The sequence below is a fragment of the Aureispira sp. CCB-E genome (assembly GCF_031326345.1).
GTDB lineage: Bacteria > Bacteroidota > Bacteroidia > Chitinophagales > Saprospiraceae > Aureispira.
Map to the genome: position 1 here is coordinate 3,658,513 of NZ_CP133671.1, position 23,436 is coordinate 3,681,948.

Genomic DNA, 23,436 nt, shown 5'->3' on the forward strand with positions numbered 1-23,436 from the left:
AAGAACAAGATTTGAGCAAGTAATGGCACTATCAAAGTATGCACTAATCAATTGCTTAACAAATGTTTTCCGATTAGTTCAAAAATCTTGCCCAACAAAAGTGAGGTTTGCCCATCGCATCTTTAATCCTAAAATAAGTGAGTAGCCTTTTGTTTTTTGTGTGAAGCTTTGTAACTTGTTCGTTCGTCATAACCAACAAAGCGCCGATCCTATGCCAACAAAACGAGGACTAAGAGAACATATTTACCACTTTATAGATAATGAAGAAGAGCAAAGTTTTGGAAGCCAATCATTTGAATTGTTTATTACTGGGCTCATTCTATTAAGCATTGTGGCCATTGTATTGGAGTCGTTTGATAATTTAAGAGAGCAATATGGTTACTATTTTAATTTGTTTGAAAATATTACTTTAGGTATTTTTACCATAGAATACATTTTGCGTGTTTCTACAGCAGATTACAAATATAAAGATGCGGTATCTTGGCCTACGGCTGCCTGGCGATTTATCACCTCTGGTTCAGGAATTGTAGATTTAATAGCAATCGCTCCAATCTTCTTCCATTTTGCTTCTTTCTTTGGTTTGAGAGAGTTTGCTCAAAATGATTTTCGATTCATTCGGATTTTGAAGATTACTCGATTGTTGAGAATTTTCAAAATGAACTCTTTTACCAATTCGATTACAGTCGTTGCAGAAGTCTTTACAGAAAAACGACACGATTTAGGGATTACTTTGTTTGTAACATTCGTATTATTATTAGTATCTTCTACCTTAATGTGGTATGTAGAAGGGCAAGAACAACCAGAATTGTTTCCTAATATTGTCGCTTCTTTTTGGTGGGCAATTGCTACCTTAACGACCGTCGGTTACGGAGATGTATTTCCGATTACACCTTTAGGAAAGTTTCTATCGGGATTGATTGCCTTGTTAGGAATTGGTTTGGTTGCGTTGCCAGCAGGTATTTTGAGTTCCGCTTTTATCGAAAAGCTAGAAGATGGCACCATCAAAGAGGAAGAAATAGACAATTATGTTCCCAAAGGGAATTTGCCACAAGCGCAATTTCAGAAAGTCAATACCAAAAAAAGTGACGATAGTAGTTGGGCGACCAATGAAACCATAGAAACCAATCGTCATAAAGATTGTAGTCAGCACTTTGGAAAGGCTTTTGTATATTGCCCTTATTGTGGTGAAAAATTAAACGATGATGAAAATCATATACATACGTAAGTAGCGTTATTAATTAAAAGACAGTCAGAATGCTATTTGTAAAAAAAAGCAATAAACAGGTTAGTGTTCTTAAATCAATAGTTCGTTGAAACCACGCAGTAGCAGCGAAGCTAACTAAAAGCGCAGCGCTCACGAAGTAAACTAATATAAATATAAATGTGCTTTTTTATCTTTTGGGTAACTAAGCTTGCGAGCTCACGAGCGCAGCGAGCTAAAAAAGTAAAAAAGCAACGAACTATTACTTAAATAAAAAAAAAGATATAGTGGTGAAGCTAGTTTTGAAGTGGATTTTTTTGATCAGCTTATTTCTCATATTTAGCAATTGTAATAATAATCAAGCGACAGCGGAAGAAGAATTACGATTGAAAAAGGAAGGACAGACAGCTCGATTGATCAATAAACCCGACCCAGAGGAAGTTCGCATGAGAGACTTTCTAGAGCAATACGATACATTTATTACCAATAAGTTTGAACAATTGGATTTACCAGGATTGGCGTATGCGATTGTAAAAGATGGAGAAGTAGTGTTGATGCGTACGCATGGTGTCCGAGAAAAAGGCGAAGAGGAGTTAATTGATGAACATACTACTTTTCGTTTAGCATCTATTTCCAAAGGCTTTGCAGCTGTGTTGGCAGGCTTGTTGGTCGATCAAGGATATATTGATTGGAACGATAAATTGACGACTCATTTGCCTACGTTTAAATTGCGTAGCACAGCTCAAACAGAGGCGCTAACGATTCGACATACACTCAGCCATACTACTGGTCTAAAAGAATATTCTGGAGCTAGTTTGATTTATAAGGATTGGTCTTGTGGTAGTATCTTGCGAGGATTAAGGAATGCCAAAATAGAAGAAAAACCTGCCAAAGTATTTGCGTATCAAAATGCTATTTTTAGTGCGATTAGCGAAATTGGAAAAGCAACTACAGACTTAAGTTATGGTCGTTTGTTAGATTCTATGATTTTTAATCCTTTAGAGATGACAGACGCTTCTTCTAGTTATAAGGCAATGATGAGCAATGAAAACAAGGCAATTCCTCATGTTTTTAGTAATAGAAAGGGCTGGAGTAGTGTGAACATCCGCAAGAAGTGGTACAATGTGGGACCAGCAGCGGGCGTCAATGCAAGTATTTCGGACATGGCAATTTGGCTTCAAGCAATGCTTGGACATCATCCAGATATTATTCCTGAATCTGTATTAGGGGAAATTTTTAAACCTCATATTCCAATCAACGAAGATTCTAAATATTATGAAACATGGTCACCTGGTTTGACAGATGCATACTATGGAATGGGGTGGCGTATTTTTAATTATAAGAAGCATAAAATTGTTTATCATGGTGGTTTTGTGCGAGGTTATCGTCCCGAAATGGGATTTTGCCCAACAGAAGATATTGGAATTGTATTTTTGACGAATGCGTCTAAAAATGACCTGTCTTCTGCTTGTGTGCATGCTTTTTTTGAAATGTACTTTGCCCCAAGAGTGCCTAGCTAGTTGCTTTTAGCAGACAAATATTTTCACTAATTGTTGTATTAAAAAAATGGTAGACTTGAACCCTTGTGTAAACCATTTTTTATGAAGACAAATTATCTATTATTAATAGGCTCTATCATTGCCTACGTGTTATTAGGTTATGCAGTTCCAAGAACTTCCTTTGAGCTGTTTGCGATTTTATATGCCTTTTTATTTGCGTTGTATTTCTATTGGTGTTACCATGCAGAAAAGAAGTTCGACTCATCCAAATGGAAGATGTTTTTATTGGGAGCAATTCTTTTAAGAGCAGTATTCTTAGGTGCGATTCCCGAGCTTTCAGACGACTTTTGGCGTTATTTGTGGGATGGTAGATTGTTGAGTTTTGGCGTTAATCCTTATGAGTTTACACCAGTAGAATTATTAGGAACAGAGTTGTATGCAGAGGCACATTTAGAGCAATTGTATGCACAACTTAATTCTCCTAAGTTTTATTCTGTCTACCCGCCTATAACACAATTTTTCTTTACAGCAGCAACCTATTTTTTTACAGATAATGTACTCGCTAGTATTGTTGTCTTTCATGCCTTGGTTTTATGTTTAGAAATAGGCACCATAATATTGCTGGTTCGGTTGCTAAAATGCTTGAATAAGCCACTCTACTTGGCTTTCTTTTATGCTTTTAATCCATTGATAATTCTTGAATTATCTGGCAATTTACACACCGAAAGTATTTTGATTTTCTTTATGACTCTAGCGCTGTATCTTTTTGCAAAAAAGGGGTATGCAAAATCTGCCTTGGCATTTTCAATGGCGGTAGGAGCTAAGTTGCTACCATTGATGTTTATGCCCCTTATTTTGCATCGATTGTGGTTCAAAAGAGGGGTGTATTATTGTATGCTTGTTGGGATCGTAAATCTAGCCTTATTAGTGCTCTTTTTTGATTTAGAAATGATACAGAAGATAAAAGAGAGTATGGGGTTGTATTTTGGTCATTTTGAGTTTAATGCAAGCATTTATTATCTAACAAGATATTGGTTAATTAACGAATATTGGTGGTTGTGGGATTATCATGAATATTTCATGGGATTTTCTCCTTTGGAGGATTTTTTGAAGATGGATTGGTATGTTCTCCTGCGTAAACTATTACCAATTATAGATTTGATCTTGATTCTATATATTTCTTTGAGAAAAAATATCCGAGCGTCAATTCAAACATTTTGGACAGCCTTTTTGATTATCTATTCTGTGCATTTCTTTTTGGCAACAACCGTTCATCCGTGGTACATTACGCCTTTGGTAATGTTGGCTGTATTAAGTTCTTATAGAATGTATGTATTGATATGGACAGCCTTGATCGGCTTGACATATATCAGTTATCAACATGAAATATTCGCTGAAAACTCTTGGGCAATTGGGCTAGAATACGCGTTGGTATTCGTCGTATTAGTAGGCGAATTAAGACAAAAAAAGAAGAATACTTTAACTTAAACGGACTCTAACAAACTTAATATCTTCTTAGCATCGTTTTTATTACTAATGGTCTGTTTTACATCATAAGCCAAGGCATCAATTTCCGCTTGGATAGCCCATTTGTAATCGGGTAGAATAGCCTCGCTTTGGCAGATATAGATTAAAGTACGCATTAGAGTATGTGCTACACTCGCATCTCCTTTTCCATATTGACGAATAGGTTGTACAATAATGCGCATCATTTCGTCAGGAGCAATTTTATTGTGAATGGTCTTGATATTGCTCTCTGGAATTTCAAGTTGAGTCGTAGGCTTAATTTGTAGAGCACGGTGCAGCAATTGACCTAGTTTAGAAATCGCATTAATCGCTGTTCCAGGATCGTTAATACCAGGAGAAAGCGCTTTGACCGCAACCTCGGAAAGCTTTATCATGCCCCCAGTACTGCTATCGTCCTCGTGCTGATTGCCTAGTATATAAAGACACAAACAAATTGCTTTTTCATCTTCTTCTGAAATTGTTCCTTTGATTCGAATAATTGGAGTACCCATCCAAATATGTTGATCGGCATAAGGCAAGATTTCAATAGTAGTCGAGCGTTTCTTAAAGGAATCGGGCAGCAAAGTACCATCAAAAGAATGGTAATATCCTGTGCGGTCACATTTGATAATCGTATAATCACCAGAAACATTTTGAATTGCGTTAGGAGCTTCTTGTTGTTCTTCAATTTCTTGTTCTAGGAGACGATTGCTAGCATAGTAAATCTGATTGATAATGTTGTGAATCTGTATGGACTGAGAAATACTATGGATGAAATAGACGAATAAAACGACACAAGTTACCCCAAAAACAGCCGACATCATCACCGAAAATCCAATGGCATTGGTCGAAGAACCGTAGGTGCCCAAAGACATTAACACAATAATACTATACAACAAGGTGCCAATATAAAACCCTAAAATGATTTGGTGTTTTTTGTCGGAGACGAGCCCTGGTAGTAATCTTGGCGAAAAATTGGAAGAAGCTTGATTCAGAACTACCATTACCATGGTAAAGCTAAATACCGTCAAAGAGAGAATGCCACTAAAAATAGTAGATAAAATCGAACTGGCGGTATCGTGCTCCTTGACAATTAAGTAAGGAACTACTTCTTTGAGGGTAGCAATAGCTTCTAAATTTTCGGCAAACAATAAAATAACTGCCAAGAAGACGAAAGACGTGCTAATTAAAATAGGGTAAAAGGCAATGCTATGAATTATAGCACTTTTTAATTTATTGATAAATTTTAAAGTGGCTTTCATATGATTCGTTAAGGGGAAAATAGGAGATTAAAATGATTTCCAAAGTCGCTTTCCATTGGAACCATCAAAAATTTGCAAATGCTTGCCCTTCGATTCGTAGCCTTCTAAGATAATTTTTCCCTCATAAGCACTCAACCAAACAGCATTAAAATAAGCACTCGTTGCATTGGTACCAAATGGAGCGACATCGGCTTCCCATTTCAAGGATTGGGTGGATAGGTCAATTGCCATTAAATGAACTTCAGGCGACCGACCATTATAAACTGCTAAAACGAGTGTATTTTCTATTATTAACGTTTCTATATGTGTAATGTTTTTAAAAGAAGGGTTTTTGAATTCAAAATTATCACTAATGTAGGTTACTTGAATACTGCCATTCGTTTTGTCCAATTGGACAAATCCATGTACATCCATATCCATTTCAGCATCTCGAATGATGCCTACAGCAGAAAAATCGAACTGAGAAAGACTACCGTCAATAGTATTTAAAACCACTGTTTTGGGAATGCGGTTGACGTAAGAAGCAAAAACAACATTACTAGCCGTATGGGTGACGTAACCCAAATACGGTAGGTGATAAGTCAATTCGTTGTGTTGAACAAATTCGCTATGCGTTATTTGGACACCAAATAATTCTTTGCCCGTTTTATCGTATTTGTAAACGATATACCCATTATCAGCTTTTAGTGGTTTGATACAGATAACGCCATCAATTGCCTCAAGTAGTAAACTCCGACCTTGCATGGGTAAGCCTTTTTCTTTGTTTGGTAGAGGAGTAACCGCCTTAGTTTCTAGGTTTTTTAGCAAAATACTATTGTCTTCTATTATTTCAAAGAGCATACCTTGGTAGGCTAATTTATCAACCGCTAAGCCTTTGTAACGAACCGCATATGGACTATTTGTCTTAAATGACGCTGGCAATTCATGATTGGTAGAGGTGTATTGCAACGTCTTTAAATCTAGAATTTTTCCATCAAAAGGATACCAGTGTTGGTAACTTTCTTCTGTTGCATTTTGCGCAAAAAGCAATGTTCCCCAAAAGACTAATAAGAGCAGTAAGTTTGTGTTTTTTAACATTGTAAATTATAATTTGTATGGCTGTACTTGATTTTAACTAGCTTCGGTATTATCAATATTATTCAACTGCATATCAGTAGCGTAGCTAACTACTTACATTATATACCATTCCGTTGAAAAATCAATGGAGTATTAATTATCATTACTCCGTTGAAAAATCGTATTAGTTTGATTATCAGTAAGATGTGCTTTTGTTAGCCTTTGTGCTAAAAGGCTGGTAATCAAACTAATGCAAGATGCTTTTTTACGTTTTTACTTCGTGAGCCTACGGGTTCGTAGGAAAACTAAAAAATCAACGGAGTATTAAATTATAGCAACTATTCAATTAATAATTCTGGACGATATTCAAAATGCATCGTATCGTAATGATACCATTTGCCTCCCCAAATAAAACCATTCTCTTCAAATATTTGTACAATTTTTAGAGGAATTCTATTTTTATAAACAATCGGACGTTTTCCATCTTCTGTTTTATCTTGAACCGCCCAACGCCAATAATTTGAATACTTGACATTGATATCTATGGTCATCCCAAAGCTATGGGTACTCAAACGATTGGTTCCTGCTATTTTGCGCCAATTAAAAGTACCTCCTACGTTTTCTACGTATTTTTTTAATTCAGGATATTGTGCTAATTCTTTGGCGATATGAATTAATTTTTTGTCAATAGAATTGATTTGAGTAACAAGCAGTGACGTTCCTAAAAAATCGATTTCAACCAAATTTTTTCGAACAGCTTCTTTCGTCTGACCATACATTTTTAAAAAAAATGCTTCCACTCGAACTCGCCCTGGGTCACTGTTTCGACTGGGGATAGGAAAATCAATTCCTTTAGGATAAGGCATTATAAACTGGTCTTCTAAATCAGGATGGTTGAGCAACATCTCAAAATCTTTATTGGGAGTACTGCCTCGATAAGGCATTGTATCACCGTCCATCCAAATCAAGGCGGTAGAGCTAGCTTTGAAATTTTGTTCTGGATATGCTGCAATTAATTTTTGTAAACCAATAGGAATTGCCTGTTGAATGGTTTGAGAATGAACGTTAAGAAGGGGAGAATGTGTGGAATTGATTGGAACGTGGTTGGGTTCTTTGCTTTTGGTAGTGCAAGCCAATAGAATGCTTAACCCCAAACTCCATAAAATAAGATGTTGTAAAAGTAGTTTCATAACTAAAAATATAAAATCTAAGGGACTTTTGATAAAAATTATTCAACAAACCCACCAAAAATAAATCTACCTGCATCTAATAATTTATAAGCTTAGATTCCCCATAATAATTTGAAGTGATAACAATTTTCATGCACGATTATAATACACCACTTTGCACAATTAGTAGTTAGCTAGGTTGCTACTTCGTGGTTTCAACGAACTATTGACAATCAATAAACTGAGCTTCTTACCAACTTATCCTATCTGTATAGACAAATTTGATCATTTTTTGAGTGATTGCGTTTGTGCTCAATAGTTCGTTGAAAAACTTTATTAGTTTGATAGTCAACAAGTTATGTCTTTGTTGTGTTTTGTGTTAAAATTTTGATTATCAAACTAATATAAATGTGCTTTTTTATCTTTTTGGTAAAAAAGTAAAAAACTAAGCTTGCGCCCTCATGAGCGTAGCGAACTAATCAACGAACTACTATGTACTAATAACTAAATGAATTCCTTCACACCTTTAAACAGAATAAACCATGAGTAAATATTTTATTTTTAGCATCTTGTTTTTTGTTATTGTAATAACGAGTTATGGGCAAACAACAGGAACATTGCAAGGGAAAGTAATTGACGTAACCAATGATGAAGGTTTGCCTTTTGCTTCTGTGCTTTTAGAAAAGGACGATAGTTTAATTGCAGGTCGGCAGACAGATTTTGATGGCAATTATAACTTCTCGAATATTGAAGCAGATACGTATGATTTGACAGTATCCTATGTGGGGTATCCATCAGTGAAAATAGAAAATATTGTTATCAAATTAGGACAGGTCGTTACTTTTGATGTAGAAATGGAAGAAGGGGTTAATGTAGAAGAAGTGGTTGTAAGAGCTTATCGAATTCCATTGATTGAGCAGAGTGCTACTTCTGGTGGTCAGGTATTGGGGGCAGAAGATATTAAAAATATACCCACAAGAAATATATCAAATATTATATCAACAACAGCAGGCGTACATCAGAAAAGCAAAGGAAAGGGGATTTCAAGAGCTGGTTCAAGAGCGCATAGTAACCTGATTTTTGTGGATGGCTCACCAGCCCCTAAAGCCCGAAAAGGTGGAAAACGAAGAGGAAAAAGAGCAAGGAATAGAAAGTTGGGATGCCCTACATTTGGAGCTGCGGGTTCAATGGCAACCGCAAAAGAAGATCAAACGACGTCATCCAAAGGCATTGCTTCTGTAGAAAAACCAAGTAACGAGGAGTATGGTTCTTTTGTAGAAAATGAGTACATAGCGGTACGTGATGAAGCGCTGTCAACTTTTTCCATTGATGTGGATCGAGCTTCTTATGCCAATATTCGCCGCCATTTAAATCAGATGCAACCACCACCTAAAGATGCGATTAGGATAGAAGAAATGATTAATTATTTTAATTATGATTATGAACAACCTAAAGACGAGCATCCTTTTCGTGTTCATACAGAAGTATCGGATTGCCCTTGGAACAAAGAGGCAAAATTGGTGCAGATTGGTCTGCAAGGAAAGAAAATTGATTTGGAAAAAGCGCCTATTAGTAATTTGGTGTTTTTGATAGATGTTTCTGGATCTATGTCTTATGCCAATAAATTACCGTTGCTAAAAGAGTCTCTGAAACTGCTCATTAACAATATGAGAGCTAAAGATAAAATGGCTTTGGTGGTGTATGCAGGAGCTGCGGGGCTGATTCAGGCATCTACTAGTGACAAAAATAAATTATTAGAGGCTTTGGATAAATTAGAAGCAGGGGGTTCTACCGCAGGAGGCGCAGGAATCGAATTGGCTTATAAAATTGCTAAGAAAAACTTAGTAGCCGATGGCAATAATCGCGTAATCATTGCAACAGACGGCGATTTTAACGTAGGGGCTTCTTCTACAACTGATTTGGAAAAGCTCATCGTAGAAAAGAGAAAAGACAATATCTTTTTGACCGTGTTAGGATATGGCATGGGAAATTACAAAGACAATAGAATGGAGGTCTTGGCAGACAAAGGAAATGGTAATTATGCATATATTGATAATATAAAGGAGGCTAAAAAAACGTTAGTCAAAGAAATGGGAGGAACACTCTATACGATTGCAAAAGATGTCAAACTTCAAATCGAATTTAATCCTGTAGAAGTTAAATCTTATCGACTGGTTGGGTATGAAAATCGTTTGTTGAATAAAGAGGATTTTAATAATGATGCCAAAGATGCTGGTGAGTTAGGAGCAGGTCATACAGTGACGGCTTTGTACGAAATTGTTTTGGCAGATAATTATAAGGAGAGCAAAAGAGAGAAAAAAGTAGATGCATTGATTTATCAAAAAAATAAAGCGACGAGTTTAGCGCATAGCAGCAAAGATTTAATGACTATTAAATTGCGTTATAAAGAACCAAAAGGAACAAAAAGTGTTTTAATGGCGTTGCCTGTCCCAAAAGACATCAAGCCTATTGCCGAAGCTTCCGAAAACTTTAGATTTGCAACTTCAGTAGCGGGGTTTGGTATGTTGTTGAGAGCATCTAAGTTTTCGAATGATTTGACTTATGAGAACGTGTTGTCCTTAGCTCAAGGAGCGAAAGGAGCCGATAAGGAAGGTTATCGCCAGGAGTTTATCCGTATGGTCAAAAATGTATCGTCTATGTCAGCACAAGCTAACAAACAAAAATAAAAAGCGTTTTATTGGTTATGGTTCGTTATGAAGTCATCTTAGATTTTTCTAAGATGGCTTTCTTATTTTCTATATATTGTTGAGCAAAATAAAATTGACACGTGATTCTAACATGCGTTGAATTTTCAGTATATTCGCACATTGAAATTTATAATACTATTAACGATTATCACGAATGGAGTTGTGGGGTTCGATATAGCATTTTTTGTTTTACCTGTATCATCGAAAGACGTATAACCTCTACGAGAGTTTGATTATTAATTCTTTAAGGAGTTAAATGGTGAAAAATTACTCTATTGATAATCAAATTGATACGATTTTTTACGAAGTGATGTAAAGAAAAAACAGAATATCTATTCGTGATAATCATTATTGTTTGTAGAAAATAGCAAATTATGGCATCAAATAGACCACGTAGACGCAAAGAAGAAGAAACAAAACCGCAAAAAAGTTCTAAAGGTAAACTAAATAACATGGAACTATTAGGGATAGGTTTGTTTTGTGTCGCATTTTTGTTGTATGGAATATCTAAATGTGGGAAAGAGCCTGCTGTAGAAACGCCTCAAGGTCCTGTTGTAACAGAAGAAGTGGTCGATTCTACAACAGAAAATCATAGATCAGAACCAGAGCCAAGAGATGACAATGGAAGTTCATTTTCAGGATCTGATAACGATAATAATGGGGCTGCAACACCAACGACCAATGTTGTTGCCAACAATGGAGGTGGTCGAAAATTATATGTTATTACAGATAGTTTGAGAGTGCGACAAGCGCCAAATTTGGGGGGCGAATTGGTCACTTATTTAATGTATGGTGAGGAAGTGATTGATTTGGGGGAGCGTACGGTATTAGAAAAACTGCGTGTATCTCCAGACGAGGTAAGGACAGCTCCTTGGATTAAGGTTAAAAATAAAGCAGGGCAAGTTGGATGGGCATTTGGAGCTTATCTTCAATTTTATCCTGTGCCAACGAGTACCAACACATCAGGAAATTAAGTAATCGTTCAAAAAAATAACAAGTACCACGCAGTAGCAGCGCAACTAAAGCAGCCTTTTTTTGCGCTACTCTTCATCAGAAAAACTTGTCTTAGCTCGCTAAGCCTTCCTTTTTCTTCTTTGATTAGCAAAACAATAATCTCATTTTTTGTTCTTATTTTTTCGGACCTTTTACTTAAAACAAACTAATGATCTTCTATTAAACGCAAGTGGAAAAAAAACGAGGAACATATCGATTAATACCAGCAACAAATCATTATACCAAAGAGATGAAGCAATTGGTATTTGATGTGTTGGAAGAGTATGGACTAAAGCCAGGAGCTATTGATTTTTGCTTGGACGATGTAGAAAAGCATTATTTTGAGCGAGGTGGGTATTTTGTCGTTATTTTAGATCAAAATGGTGTTGTTGTTGGAACAGGAGGAATCTATCCTTTGGATGGTCGAAGCTTGGAATTGCGAAAAATGTATTTGCGTTCGGAGCACAGAGGCAAAGGATTGGGACAATGGATGTTGACATTATTATTAGAAAAAGCAAAAATATTAGGATTCCAACGAGTCGAATTGGATACGGCTAGTGTCTTAAAAGAGGCAATTGGTTTGTATAAGAAAAACGGATTTCAACGATTTGAATCAGATCATATGGTGGCTCGTTGTGACCAAGCTTATGAGTTGTTATTATAAATTAAAACGCTTGCTTCGTAATTATTACTCATACAATTGTTAAAGGTGTTTTTACGAAGTAATGGGAAATAAGAATGAGAATATATAAAGATTTAAATAATTTACCAGCATTCAAAAATGCAGTTTTAACAATAGGTTCTTTTGATGGTGTACACGTTGGGCATCAACAAATTATTCAACAAATTAATGATTTGGCAAGGTCAATTGATGGTGAGTCTATTCTAATTACCTTTGATCCACATCCTAGATTTGTAGTTGGAAAGCGGCAAGATAACTTAAAACTCTTGAATACGCTCGAAGAGAAAGCCAATTTGTTGGAACAGTGTGCCGTTGATGTATTGGTCGTTGTGCCTTTTTCTAAGGAGTTTGCGAGTCAAAGCCCTGATGCCTATATTCAAGATTTTTTGGTGAAACACTTTAATCCCCAAATTATAGCGATTGGTTATGATCATAAGTTTGGTCAAAATCGTGTTGGAGACATTTCTTATTTAAAAAAGTTTGAAAGCAAATACAACTTTCGAGTCGTTGAAATATCTAAACAAGAGGTTGCTGATATAGCAGTTAGTTCTACTAAAGTAAGAAAAGCCTTGTTAGAAGGAAACGTGCATCAAGCGGAATGTTTATTAGGACATCCCTATGGGCTTAGAGGAACGGTTGTAAAAGGATTGCAAATAGGAAATACAATTGGTTATCCTACGGCCAACATAGAAGTTGCGAACCCATTCAAATTGATTCCTCCAGAAGGGATTTATGCTGTTGAAGTAGATTATGACCGCCGTTACGAAGGAATGTTGTATATAGGGAATAGACCAACTATTGACAATAATTTGAAGCAAACCATAGAAGTAAACATCTTTGATTTTAATCAGGATATTTATGGAGAGGAATTAAAGATAGATTTTATTGAATATCTGCGTGGGGATGCTAAGTTTTCGACATTGGAAGCATTAAAAAATCAATTAACAGAAGATAAAAAAGCTGCTTTGAAGGTATTTGAAGCTAGAAAAAAAATAAAACTATGACGTTAAGTCCCTTAACAGAGCTCCCTAAAGTAGCTATTGTGATTTTGAATTACAATGGCATGAAAGATGATTATTTAGCTCAATTTTTGCCTTCTGTTTATGCCTCTGATTATGCCAACTTAGAATTGTATGTTGTTGATAATCATTCTACCGATGATTCTGTTGCTTACTTGAAAAGTGAAGGCTTTCAGCCACACACCGATAAAAGCCAACAAGACCATGATTTTCCAAGATATTTAATTGAATTGGAGGAAAATTATTGGTTTGCAGGAGGATACAACAAAGCTTTGCCGTATGTCGATGCCGATTATTATATTCTCTTGAACTCAGACGTAAAAGTTGCTTCAGATTGGATTCAGCCCATTATTAACCTAATGGAAAATGATGCGCAAATAGGGGCTTGTCAACCCAAAGTTCGTATGGTTGCAGAACCTTATTTATTTGAACATGCAGGAGCTTCTGGAGGCTATATTGATAAGTGGGGTTATCCATTTTGTCGAGGAAGAATTTTTACCAAAGTGGAAGAGGATAGAGGACAATACGATGATATTCAAGAAGTATTTTGGGCGACAGGTGCCGCCTTGTTTATTCGAAAAGAATTGTTTCACAACTTGGGTGGATTTGATGCGGATTACAAAGCGCACATGGAAGAGATTGATTTGTGTTGGCGATTAAAACGTGCCAATTACAAAGTCATGGTTTGTCCTCAGTCTGTTGTTTGGCATGTAGGCGGAGGGACATTGCCACAACATAGCCCTCAAAAAGCATTTTTGAACTTTAGGAATAGTTTATCGACTATTTTTAAAAATGAAACAGGCAACCAAGCGTATAAAATTGTTTTCATTCGATTATTATTGGATGCTATTGCTGGCTGTCGTTTTTTGATGAATGGCGAATTTGCCAATATCAAGGCTATTATTCGAGCCCATTGGTCGTTTTTTGCTCAGTATGGAAAGAACAAACAAAAGCGAAAAAGCACTGCTGAAACGGTAAAAAAATATGCTTATGAACAACAAGCTACTTACCGAAAAACAGGTGTGTATCCCAAAAGCATTGTTTGGCAGCATTTTGTAAAAGGTAAACAGACTTTTAATGACTTGGAATTGTAGTGGTTGAGTGTATAAGTTAAGTTAGACAATTATGTAACAACTCATTGATAGCTTTATAGCGATTTTGATTATTCAATAGTTAGCTGCGCTGCTAACTAAAAGCGCAGCGCTCACGAAGTACCACGCAGTAGCAGCGAAGCTAATCAACGACCACGAAGTAGCAGCGTAGCTAACTACTAATTATTATAATTAGTATCAAATACAGTAAAAAATGGACTATCGGATCATATTACCTCCTCAAGAACTTAGGAATGTCATTAGTCATTTTTGGGTTGGAACTTGGAATGTTCTAGAACAGCCACCTAATGAGACCTACTATATTGTTGCGAATAGTTTGACTGAAATCACTTTTGCCTTTAGTTCTCATCGTCAACACTCCAACTTATTGTTTTCAGTGGTACAAGGACATACTAGTTTGCCGAATAAATTGCCTGTACAAGGATTTTATCATTTACTAGGCGTTGCCTTTTATTCTTATGCAATACCTACTGTTTTTAAGATGCCGTCGTCAGAATTAAATGAGGAATTTATTGCTTTAGATACATTTTGGGGATATGAAGGAAGGGTTTTAAATGAAAAAATAGCCACTGCTCTAACCACCGAACACCGTATTAAAATACTATCAGATTATTTTATTGCTGCGGTAAGAAAACAGCAAATGGAGGACAAAATAATTATAGGAGCCATAAAAAAAATAAAAGCATCAAACGGAATTATTAAAGTTAATGAGCTCGCCAATGACTTTTGTTTGTCGCAAAAACAATTTGCAAGACGCTTTAGAGCATTTGCAGGGTTCAGCCCTAAAATGTATTCAAGAATTATACGCTTCGAATCGGTTTTACAAAGCTACTCCAATACCTCCAATCTAACCGATGTCGCCTATGCCAATGGGTATTATGATCAAGCACATTTTATACATGATTTTAAAGCATTTACAGGATATAACCCAACTGCATTTTGGAAAATAGGAGAGGAGCATAAATAAGAATGTCCATTTTTTACAATTAAGGATTTTTTATTCCACCTACCTTTGAATTGTATTTAAAAAACAATTTTATGTTGTGTTATAAAGCTCATGAACTAATCTGTTGATAATTAATTTAACGCGATTTTTAACGGAGTAACGAGAGAGGCGTAATACAGCTAAACTTCAATTCAAAAAAAGGTATGTTAATAAAATCAGACAGAAAAGTATCCATCATAGCAGGTAGCTTGATTCTTTTGGGAATTGTATCAGGTATTTTAAGTGTTGTACCTGCTGTAGAGGGCGAAGACTACCTTCGGCAAGCTTATCTACACAAAAACCAAGTACTCTGGGGAGCTTTATTTCAATTCTTTTTGGTGCCAATATACATAGGGTTCGCTTTGTTGCTTTATCCCATTTTAAAGAATTACAAAGAGAATTTAGCATTGGGATTTGTAGGGTTTCGATTTGTAGCAGGCGTATTTCAATTAATAGGCATTATATTGTTGCCTGTGTTTGTCCTGTTAAGCCAAGAGTTTATAAAAACAGAAGTAACCAATGGCTTATCTTTTGATCAACTTGGAGGTATGCTGAAGTTAGGGCGAGATTTGACCAATCATTTAGGCGTTATGTTAGCAACTGGTTTAGGGAACTTGTTGATGTATTTTATTTTCTACAAAGCGCATTTAGTTCCCAAATGGTTGTCTATATGGGGGCTGGTTGGCAATTTATTGGCCATGTTAGCTAGCTTTCTAATTCTATTTTCTCAAATAGATGTCATCTCCACTTCGTTTGTTATGCTGAGTCTTCCTTTGGTTTTTCAAGAAATAGTTTTGAGTATTTGGTTGATTGTAAAAGGATTGGAGGAACGAAAAGCGAACTAAAGAGGCATTTATTATTGTAGCGCCATTTTTTTCTAACTGTTCAAGAAAGCTATCCGATGATGGAAAAATTTTATTCAAGGAACCGTAATAATAGGAAGAAACAAAGAAGTTCTGTTGGGCTACTATTTTTAGATGTTTGTGCTTGATAAATACCTTTAATTTGGCATAATCGAATGATTGAGGATATTGATAACGATAGAATTCAATTGTTCTGCGTTTTAAATTAATGAGTGTTGTTTTGCCATTTCTGTTGTTATTGGTTAGAGTATCTAATAGGGATAAAAAGAGTATGTTGACATAGATAGTAGGAAACAACAACAGCAATAGCTCTATTTTTAAAAGTAAGTATAATAGCAATAGATAGACGATAGCATGTGTATAAATTAAAACCTTTTTACATCTAGTGGAGAGTAAGGATCGTTCTATGAATCTATACACCTTGCCTTGTGAGGGCGGATGATGTTCGTCTAATATAAGATTGTACATGTATTTGAGCTGGCAAAGTCGTTATGAATATTTGATACAACGAATATACAAGGTAATAAGTTCTGTTATTTCTTTAACCTAGTTGCTTTCTTTGCTCACTAACCTACATCTTTTGATTTTAGTTTGGTTTTAAATTGATATTTTGATTGTTAAGTGGATAAAATAGTTGAAGCTAACTTAATACATCTGCGGTTGGCTCATTATAAAATTGTCTAGCCCAAAGGCGATAAAATCCAATAGGACCATCACCAGGAGCTAAAGGCGTACGAATAATATACTTCTTATTTTCCCAAATTTTGAAATCCTGATAAACATCATTTTTGTATTCTCGAATGACTTGTTTGGAAATGATATAGCTAAGCAAGGATTTGGGGACAAGATTGAGCAATGGATTGATGCGACCAGGCTGTGTGATTTTTTTTAGAGAAGAAGCAATTCTAAGAATGATACGATCCCCGTCGGTAGGTGTTGGCAAGACAAAATGCCTTGTTTCTAGTCCATAAGGACTTGTTTTGGCTTCTACAAAAGAGAAACCTAAACCATGAACATGAGGAGTAAATTCTATTTGAATAGGCTTGAAGTGTTTGCCCAAGAAACTATGTCGCTCCATGCCATACTTCGCGGATAGATAAGGACCTTCGGCAAAAGGCTCCTCAAGAATAGATACTTTGTTGTAACCGTGGATTTCAGAAAAATGCCCCACATCAACACTATTTTCACTTGTTTCTTGTGGATGGCTGCGCAATTCCCATTCTACCCACTCAAAAGGCATCCAGCCTTCTAGGTCAATTTGAGGAACCTGCCAATGAGGAGGTTTTCCTTCAGAGTCATAGTATGCCAAAATGACTCCATTGATTTCATTGATTGGGAAAATATTCGCTTTTGCTTTAGAGGGAGGTTTGGTGCCATAGCCTGTTTTGGTACAATTTCCTTTGGTGTCAAACTCAAAACTATGGAAAGGGCAACGAATGCATTCCCCTTGAACATCGCCCCCAAAACCAAAGTGCGCCCCCATGTGTGGACAATATGCGTCCATTATGCAAGCCTCGCCACTTTGAGTGCGAAAGACAACAACATCTTGCCCCATGAATTTTTTAGTGTGTATCTGTCCCTTTTTTAATTTTTTTGATATTTCAACTACATACCAGCCATTGGGAAATGGAGGTAAAACACGTTCTTTTGATGCCATTGTTTTTTATTAGTGCTATTAATAATGTTGAGTTAGCGCCGCCTATTTACCTAACAAAAAATAAAATAATGAATTTAAATCACTTGTTCAAGCGAATAGTTTATTTTTTTGGTTAATAATAGGTGTGTTGTACTCAAAAAGTTGTGAAATATAACAATGGCAAGGATAGCAATAAAGGACTTTAAAGTTGAGTTATAAAATCCCATCCAAATCAGGAGGAAGTAGCTTAGGAATTTCATCATCAGGCGTATCAATGGGAACTTCTACTTGATAAACATCTGCCTCTACTCGTTCTCCTTTGTGATTGATGCAATAGGTCTCACCATTTTTAATAACTTGGGCAATACCATTTTGGAAATGACTAACGTAGTTGTATAAGAAAGGAATGACTTCATTTCCTTCAATATCAATAAAACCCCATCGTTCCCATTTTTTTACACCAGCCAAATTCTCACTAAAGTTATAGGCAGCAGTATATTTAGGAGCGATAATAATATTGTGCGTTTTGTTATTGACAAATCCCCATTTATCTGTTTTTTTATCCAAAAAAGGCTCTACATGTTGCAAGTAGCCAATAAGTTTGGTTGCATGCTCAATGCGATAAAGTGCTTCGTGATTAATGGTTTGAATGCTATCGATTAAGACATGCGCCATTCGTTGATAATTTTGAATACTGTAAAGCCTAGTAGCTTCTGACAGTGCGAATTCTAGTATCGCTTCTCGTTCACAAATCTTAATTTTGCGCTCAATGATTTTTCGTTCAGGCATAAAATTAGGTTGGTAATGCTCTAAGGCCAAAGTATACTGCTCTTTTGCCTTTTTCCACATAAGCGCCAAAAAATATTCGTGTCCTTGTGTTAAGTGTGCTTCAAAAGGCGCTCGCTTTTCCTTTAATTCAATTTCATCCAAATAGTTTTTAACCTTATTGTACAAACGACGAATGACGGCATCATCTCTTAAATCTAAAGCATCTTTACAATTAAAAAAGCAAGTTTGATAATCTTGATTTTTGTAGGCTTCGTGAGCGGCTTTGGAGTAATGACGAAAATCTATTTCTCGATGGCAAATATCTACATGAGCCTCAATGATTTTTATATCAGGGGCAAACCCTTCTCTCCATAATTTAACGGCTTCTTTGTAAAGCGGTAAAGCGGCACGCAAGCGCCCTGGGCGCTTTTGCCAATTGTTAAAAATAGCTTCGGCTTCTGTAATTTTTGATTTAAATGTTTCTTCTAATTCTTCTTTGCGTTGGCGTACTTTTTCTAACTTTCGATCTAGTTCTTGAACGACTTGATCAAATAATTCATTTTTGATATTAGAACTATCATAAATGGGGAGCCCTGCTCTAGGTAAGACATCCAAATTTCTGAATACTGTATCTTCCCACCAACAAGTATTTAATATAATAGGGACAACAATACTTTGTTCATTATCGTGCTGTTGTAGTGTTTCTCGTAGTTCTTGGGAGATAAAAAAGGGAGATAAAATAGAATTGTCACTCATAAGTAACAAGACCAAATCAGCGGCTTCTGTCAATTCACGGATACTTGCTCGCCCAGACTCTGATAAATCTGTTCCATCATACCAAACCTTATTGACTACATAACCTGCATTTTTTTTGTCTAGGCCTTCTAGGTTATGGAGCAATTCCTCAAATTGTACTTGATCTTTGGGGTGATAAGCAATGAAAATATTTAAGGTATAGGTAGCTTTTAAGTGCATTGGTGTTGATTTATAATAGGGTAAACGGAAGAATTTTTAAATTTTTCTAAATTTCATCAAACTTTTTTCGGCTTTTTCTCTTCTATATACTAAACAATGTTTTATCTGGATCGTAGAGTATGTTGTCTGTGAGTTATTTATCCGTTTGTATGTAACAAAATGAAGCAACAATATACGCCATTTTTAAAGGCATATTAGCCAAAGTAAATTGTCCGTTTTTTAAAATTAGAAAATAATGAATCAGTTAACAAATATAATGAAAAAAATAGCGATACTGGGTGTCTTAGCTATAATAGTAAGTTCTTGTATTAATAGGAGTGCAAGGCGTAGTTTTGAACGGTATGGCGTACACGGTCCTTACGATGCGATTATTGTTCCAGGAGTACCTTTTGAAAATGACGAGTGGAGTGAGATTATGAAAATGAGAGTGCATTGGGCTGTTTACTTGTATAATCAGGGAACAACTAAAAATATTATTTTCTCTGGGAGTGCGGTTTATTCCCCTTACGTAGAAGCCAAAATTATGGCTTTGTATGCCGAACAATTGGGCGTAGATACAGCGCATATTTATACAGAAGAAAGGGCAGAGCATAGTTCAGAAAACCTTTACTACTCTTATCGAATTGCCAAAGATAACAACTTAAAAAAGGTAGCTTTGGCAACAGATCCTTTCCAAGGTTCTTTTTTGAGAGGGTTTGCTAATAAAATCAAATTACATGATATTGGTTTTCTACCAATTGTATTTGATACGCTAAGCAAAATAGATTTGGTTACACCAGCAATAGATCCTAGTACAGCTTATGTAGATGATTTTAAATCAATTACCGAACGTGAAAATGGCTTTATTCGTTTTCAAGGAACAATGGGGAAATTTATAGAGTATGAAGAAGGGGATGATCCTAAGAGCAAAAAAAATAAATAAATGTTGGCTAGTAACTATTCCATCTTGCTCGACGTCCACGCACATCAATATGGACGACTTGGGTGCCAGGATAAAGTCCTATGCCTCCTTTATTGCCAATAATTTTTTTATCGCAAAGTTCTAAGACAATTGCTTTATCTTCGGATGTATATTTGCCATCCTTGTTAACATCTCCAATCCAAAAATCCAAAGCTTGTCCTTTGATATGCCTACTTTTGGAGGCACCGTTTACCAATTTATTTTGCTGTGGGGTGCGATGCCCTGAGGTGATTTGTATGGCATCTTGGTTTAATTTGAGTTGTTTTAATGCTTCTTGTAATTCGAGTGCTTTGAACAAAACTCTTTGGTCTATTCCCCAGTAAAGCTCTTGATCAGAAAAATACCACAAGTTTTTATACCGATTGTCTTTAGAAATTAAATCTTTGATTCGATTATTACCAATTACCTTTTTATAACAATCTTTTTTCTTTAGAACATAAAAACGAATTCCTTTAGTTAAAGATAAATAAGAAGAATGATTCAGTTGCGATTCTGATAAATATTCTTTAGGCAAATCATCCAACGAAACAGTTTTAAAAGAAGCAAGAAGGTTTTGTATTGCTGCTTTATTATCTATATAATCATTTTTGTTAAAAAGATCATAGCAGACCATTTCTACCTTATCTCTGATTGCTGAAAAAGAAATTAGGATTCCAATACTACCAATTATAATTAATGAGCAGAGCGTTTTTAATAAGCGTTTTTTCATAGAAGTTTAAGATATGATGTTTGCTTATGAAGTGTATATAATCTTGGTATTATCTTTGAAAAGAATTATTGAAAGATGGAATCACCTATTAAAATCGAGATATGAAAAGACTTATGCTTAGTTTGATTTTAGGAATTGTCGCTTGCATACCTTTACAAGCACAAAAAGTAATCAATGACTTGGAATTGAAAGGAATTCACTTAGAAAAATGCAAAGCATACGAGGGGTACTGCCTTGTTTTTGAAGCAGAAGGAACTTATTCAAGGAACGATTATCCACAAATGAAAATTTTTATTAACGATGCGTTGGTTGCAGAAACAGGTTGGTTATATGGAATTGAGTTAAGAGATGGCTATGAAATAGAAACTACGTTGACAGAACTCCCTGATAATTTTGAATGTCTTGTCGCAATACAATTATTGCATCGAAATAAAGGCGATTTATTCACATATACTCATCGAGCAACCCCTCATAAAAAGGAAACTGAAAAATAATCTTCTATCGCTTAGGATAGAAGATTATCTAGTGTTTTGATAACGTTTACAATACTTGAATTCCAAGTCATCGTTGGATGACTAACTTTTGAGTGTAAATATCTGCCTCATGTTCTAGACGAACCCAATATGTTCCATTCGGAATTTGACTTACGTCATAACTAATAAAGGGGCTATCTGCATTAAATGTCTGATGAACAGTGCGTCCCAACATATCTATAATGCTAACGTTATAAGAGCTGTTGAGTGGTCGGACAACTTTTAGATAGAATGTATTTTGACTAGGATTAGGCATTATTTTAAAGTAGTTGCTGGCAGGATCAATAGAGGTGATAGAAGATGCGACACTAACGGTAATATCTTGCTTGATATAACAACCACGTGTATCGGATACCCTAACTTCATACACATCGGGTGCAAGTCCCGACACGCTATCTGTAGTTTGACCAGTTAAACTGCCTTGCCAATCATAAACATAGGGTCCTGTACCATTGTTGGCTAAAAGTGTAATTGAGCCGTCGTTACTAGTGCCAGAGGAAGCATCTACAACAGTGTTGTTCAATGTCATTCCACCACTTAAATCCATGTATAGTTCAAAAAATGCAAAAGCAGAAAGAATGGCTAATGGAGCACAAGCCGTATGATCTAAGGTAGGTCCTAGTTCTGTTGCAGAGACATTTAGAGCGCCCAAAGCAGTCATTGTGTCCAGTGCTACAACAGAATTGCCATAAAATACCTGTTCGTCTCCTTCACAATAATACATAGCCAAAGGAGCTTGAGGAACCCAACTATAAACATCTTGTTCTCTTAATAATACCCTACCAAAATGGTTGGGGTCGTTTATATAATTACTAAAAAAAGTAGAATCCAGCATATGACTTGGGGTATCTGGTAATTGATTGTTAATCCAACCTGTAGAATGAACGCCATCAAAATAACTTGGTAGTAATGTATCGTAAGGAGAACGGAAAATCTCAGAAAGATTGTTGTAGACATTCCCATATGCCTCTTGCGCACCCAAAATAACATAAGGTAAATAAGCTGGAGTTGCATAAGGTTGAGGATTCGTAATGGTCGCAGCTTGTACACCTGATACATCGTAAGGTCCCGACATAGGGGCGCAAGCAGTTACTGTAAATTCGTTGGAAAGATTGGTTTCAATTTCTTTGAATGCTGCCATTGTAGAATGACCACCTTGAGAATAGCCAAACAAAAAAACTTGGTCGTTTAAATTAAAACCTAAACTATCTTTCAGCTCACGAGCAGCTCGCATCATGTCAATAGTGGCAGAAGCCTCAGTTCTAGAATTTATATAGGGATGAAATCCAGGTTCGTCTCCTAAGCCTAAGTAATCGGGCATGGCACAAACGACGCCAGCAATAGCAGATGCCAGTACCCCAATTTGATACTCGGAGCCACCTTGATAAGAAGGAACACTTGTTTTGGTAGTTGTTGTTCCGTGTTGGTAACTGACCAAAGGAACAGGACAGGTAACGCCCGTTGGCACCACAAGTGCTCCTGTGGCAATTGTCGTTCCATTCCCTCTTGCATTAGATGTTGTATAACTTACTTTGTAATAATCTAATTCAAATTCAGGGGCTACAACAGTAGGCGGAATCCCAAAGCCATTTAAAATCGCTTGGACATCTTGAATGTCGTAATGTTGTACGAGTTGATAGGAAACTAAATGTTGTTGTCCTAGGCTAGTTTGAAGCAGAGAAAAAGAGAAAACACAGAGTAAAATAAGTTTTTTCATTCGATTTGGTTTTGATTGTAAAAAGTTTGATCACTTTAATATAATGATTTTAAAGGAGTTTTTAACGATAAAAATAATTTGC

Annotated in this window: 19 protein-coding genes; 12 read left to right on the plus strand and 7 right to left on the minus strand. The window is 35.9% G+C overall.

Annotated features, from left to right (window positions below):
• The first annotated feature begins 211 nt into the window (after positions 1-211).
• From QP953_RS14245 to QP953_RS14255, 3 genes are all read left to right on the plus strand, one after another.
• A complete protein-coding gene (locus QP953_RS14245) occupies positions 212-1,225 on the plus strand; it encodes an ion transporter (protein WP_052598939.1) in 1,014 nt (337 codons plus the stop codon).
• Between the two features lie 293 nt (positions 1,226-1,518).
• Positions 1,519-2,721: a serine hydrolase gene (locus QP953_RS14250; RefSeq protein ID WP_156039851.1), complete on the plus strand. Its 1,203-nt coding sequence runs from the start codon at positions 1,519-1,521 to the stop codon at positions 2,719-2,721.
• An 81-nt stretch (positions 2,722-2,802) separates the two neighbouring features.
• A complete protein-coding gene (locus QP953_RS14255) occupies positions 2,803-4,188 on the plus strand; it encodes a hypothetical protein (protein WP_309551457.1) in 1,386 nt (461 codons plus the stop codon).
• Here QP953_RS14255 and QP953_RS14260 read toward each other — a convergent pair.
• The 3 genes from QP953_RS14260 to QP953_RS14270 form a co-directional block, all read right to left on the minus strand.
• Entirely contained in the window at positions 4,185-5,468 is a 1,284-nt protein-coding gene (locus QP953_RS14260; RefSeq protein ID WP_052598936.1) for a DUF2254 domain-containing protein, read from the minus strand. The two genes, QP953_RS14255 and QP953_RS14260, sit on opposite strands and share 4 nt — an antisense overlap.
• A gap of 27 nt (positions 5,469-5,495) precedes the next feature.
• The gene (locus tag QP953_RS14265; protein WP_309551460.1) at positions 5,496-6,545 is read right to left on the minus strand and encodes a hypothetical protein; all 1,050 of its coding nucleotides are present in this window, start codon (positions 6,543-6,545) and stop codon (positions 5,496-5,498) included.
• 317 nt (positions 6,546-6,862) lie between these two features.
• Positions 6,863-7,714, minus strand: coding sequence for a M15 family metallopeptidase (locus QP953_RS14270; RefSeq protein ID WP_309551462.1), 852 nt, complete (start codon positions 7,712-7,714; stop codon positions 6,863-6,865).
• 521 nt (positions 7,715-8,235) lie between these two features.
• Here QP953_RS14270 and QP953_RS14275 point away from each other — a divergent pair.
• The 7 genes from QP953_RS14275 to QP953_RS14305 all read left to right on the plus strand — a co-directional run bounded on the left by QP953_RS14275 (position 8,236) and on the right by QP953_RS14305 (position 16,037).
• Positions 8,236-10,380: a von Willebrand factor type A domain-containing protein gene (locus QP953_RS14275; protein WP_309551464.1), complete on the plus strand. Its 2,145-nt coding sequence runs from the start codon at positions 8,236-8,238 to the stop codon at positions 10,378-10,380.
• 395 nt (positions 10,381-10,775) lie between these two features.
• Positions 10,776-11,375 (plus strand): SH3 domain-containing protein, encoded by a 600-nt coding sequence (locus QP953_RS14280; protein WP_309551465.1) that lies wholly within the window; start codon positions 10,776-10,778, stop codon positions 11,373-11,375.
• A 209-nt stretch (positions 11,376-11,584) separates the two neighbouring features.
• The gene (locus QP953_RS14285) at positions 11,585-12,058 is read left to right on the plus strand and encodes a GNAT family N-acetyltransferase (protein WP_309551466.1); all 474 of its coding nucleotides are present in this window, start codon (positions 11,585-11,587) and stop codon (positions 12,056-12,058) included.
• Positions 12,059-12,132: 74 nt separating this feature from the next.
• On the plus strand, positions 12,133-13,080 hold the full coding sequence (locus tag QP953_RS14290; RefSeq protein ID WP_309551467.1) for a bifunctional riboflavin kinase/FAD synthetase: 948 nt from the start codon (positions 12,133-12,135) through the stop codon (positions 13,078-13,080).
• Positions 13,077-14,189, plus strand: a complete 1,113-nt coding sequence (locus QP953_RS14295) for a glycosyltransferase family 2 protein (protein ID WP_309551468.1) — start codon at positions 13,077-13,079, stop codon at positions 14,187-14,189. Before QP953_RS14290 ends, QP953_RS14295 begins: the two co-directional genes overlap by 4 nt.
• 211 nt (positions 14,190-14,400) lie before the next feature.
• A complete protein-coding gene (locus QP953_RS14300) occupies positions 14,401-15,174 on the plus strand; it encodes a helix-turn-helix domain-containing protein (RefSeq protein ID WP_309551469.1) in 774 nt (257 codons plus the stop codon).
• Positions 15,175-15,356: 182 nt separating this feature from the next.
• Entirely contained in the window at positions 15,357-16,037 is a 681-nt protein-coding gene (locus QP953_RS14305) for a DUF4386 domain-containing protein (protein WP_309551470.1), read from the plus strand.
• Between the two features lie 658 nt (positions 16,038-16,695).
• Here QP953_RS14305 and QP953_RS14310 read toward each other — a convergent pair.
• Both QP953_RS14310 and QP953_RS14315 read right to left on the minus strand, forming a co-directional pair.
• Positions 16,696-17,712 carry a Rieske 2Fe-2S domain-containing protein gene (locus QP953_RS14310; protein ID WP_052598928.1) on the minus strand — a complete coding sequence of 339 codons (1,017 nt, stop codon included), beginning with the start codon at positions 17,710-17,712 and terminating at the stop codon, positions 16,696-16,698.
• Positions 17,713-17,904: 192 nt separating this feature from the next.
• On the minus strand, positions 17,905-19,434 hold the full coding sequence (locus QP953_RS14315) for a WG repeat-containing protein (protein WP_063833169.1): 1,530 nt from the start codon (positions 19,432-19,434) through the stop codon (positions 17,905-17,907).
• 235 nt (positions 19,435-19,669) lie between these two features.
• Between QP953_RS14315 and QP953_RS14320 the strand changes: the two genes are divergently transcribed.
• Positions 19,670-20,356, plus strand: a complete 687-nt coding sequence (locus QP953_RS14320) for a YdcF family protein (protein WP_309551472.1) — start codon at positions 19,670-19,672, stop codon at positions 20,354-20,356.
• Between the two features lie 7 nt (positions 20,357-20,363).
• On the opposite strand, the gene QP953_RS14325 is transcribed toward QP953_RS14320, so the two are convergent.
• A complete protein-coding gene (locus tag QP953_RS14325) occupies positions 20,364-21,104 on the minus strand; it encodes a D-Ala-D-Ala carboxypeptidase family metallohydrolase (protein ID WP_309551474.1) in 741 nt (246 codons plus the stop codon).
• A 101-nt stretch (positions 21,105-21,205) separates the two neighbouring features.
• Between QP953_RS14325 and QP953_RS14330 the strand changes: the two genes are divergently transcribed.
• Positions 21,206-21,598 (plus strand): hypothetical protein, encoded by a 393-nt coding sequence (locus tag QP953_RS14330; RefSeq protein WP_309551475.1) that lies wholly within the window; start codon positions 21,206-21,208, stop codon positions 21,596-21,598.
• A gap of 67 nt (positions 21,599-21,665) precedes the next feature.
• Here QP953_RS14330 and QP953_RS14335 read toward each other — a convergent pair whose 3' ends face one another.
• Complete coding sequence (locus QP953_RS14335) at positions 21,666-23,354, minus strand: T9SS type A sorting domain-containing protein (protein WP_309551477.1); 1,689 nt, start codon at positions 23,352-23,354, stop codon at positions 21,666-21,668.
• Between the last annotated feature and the right edge of the window lie 82 nt (positions 23,355-23,436).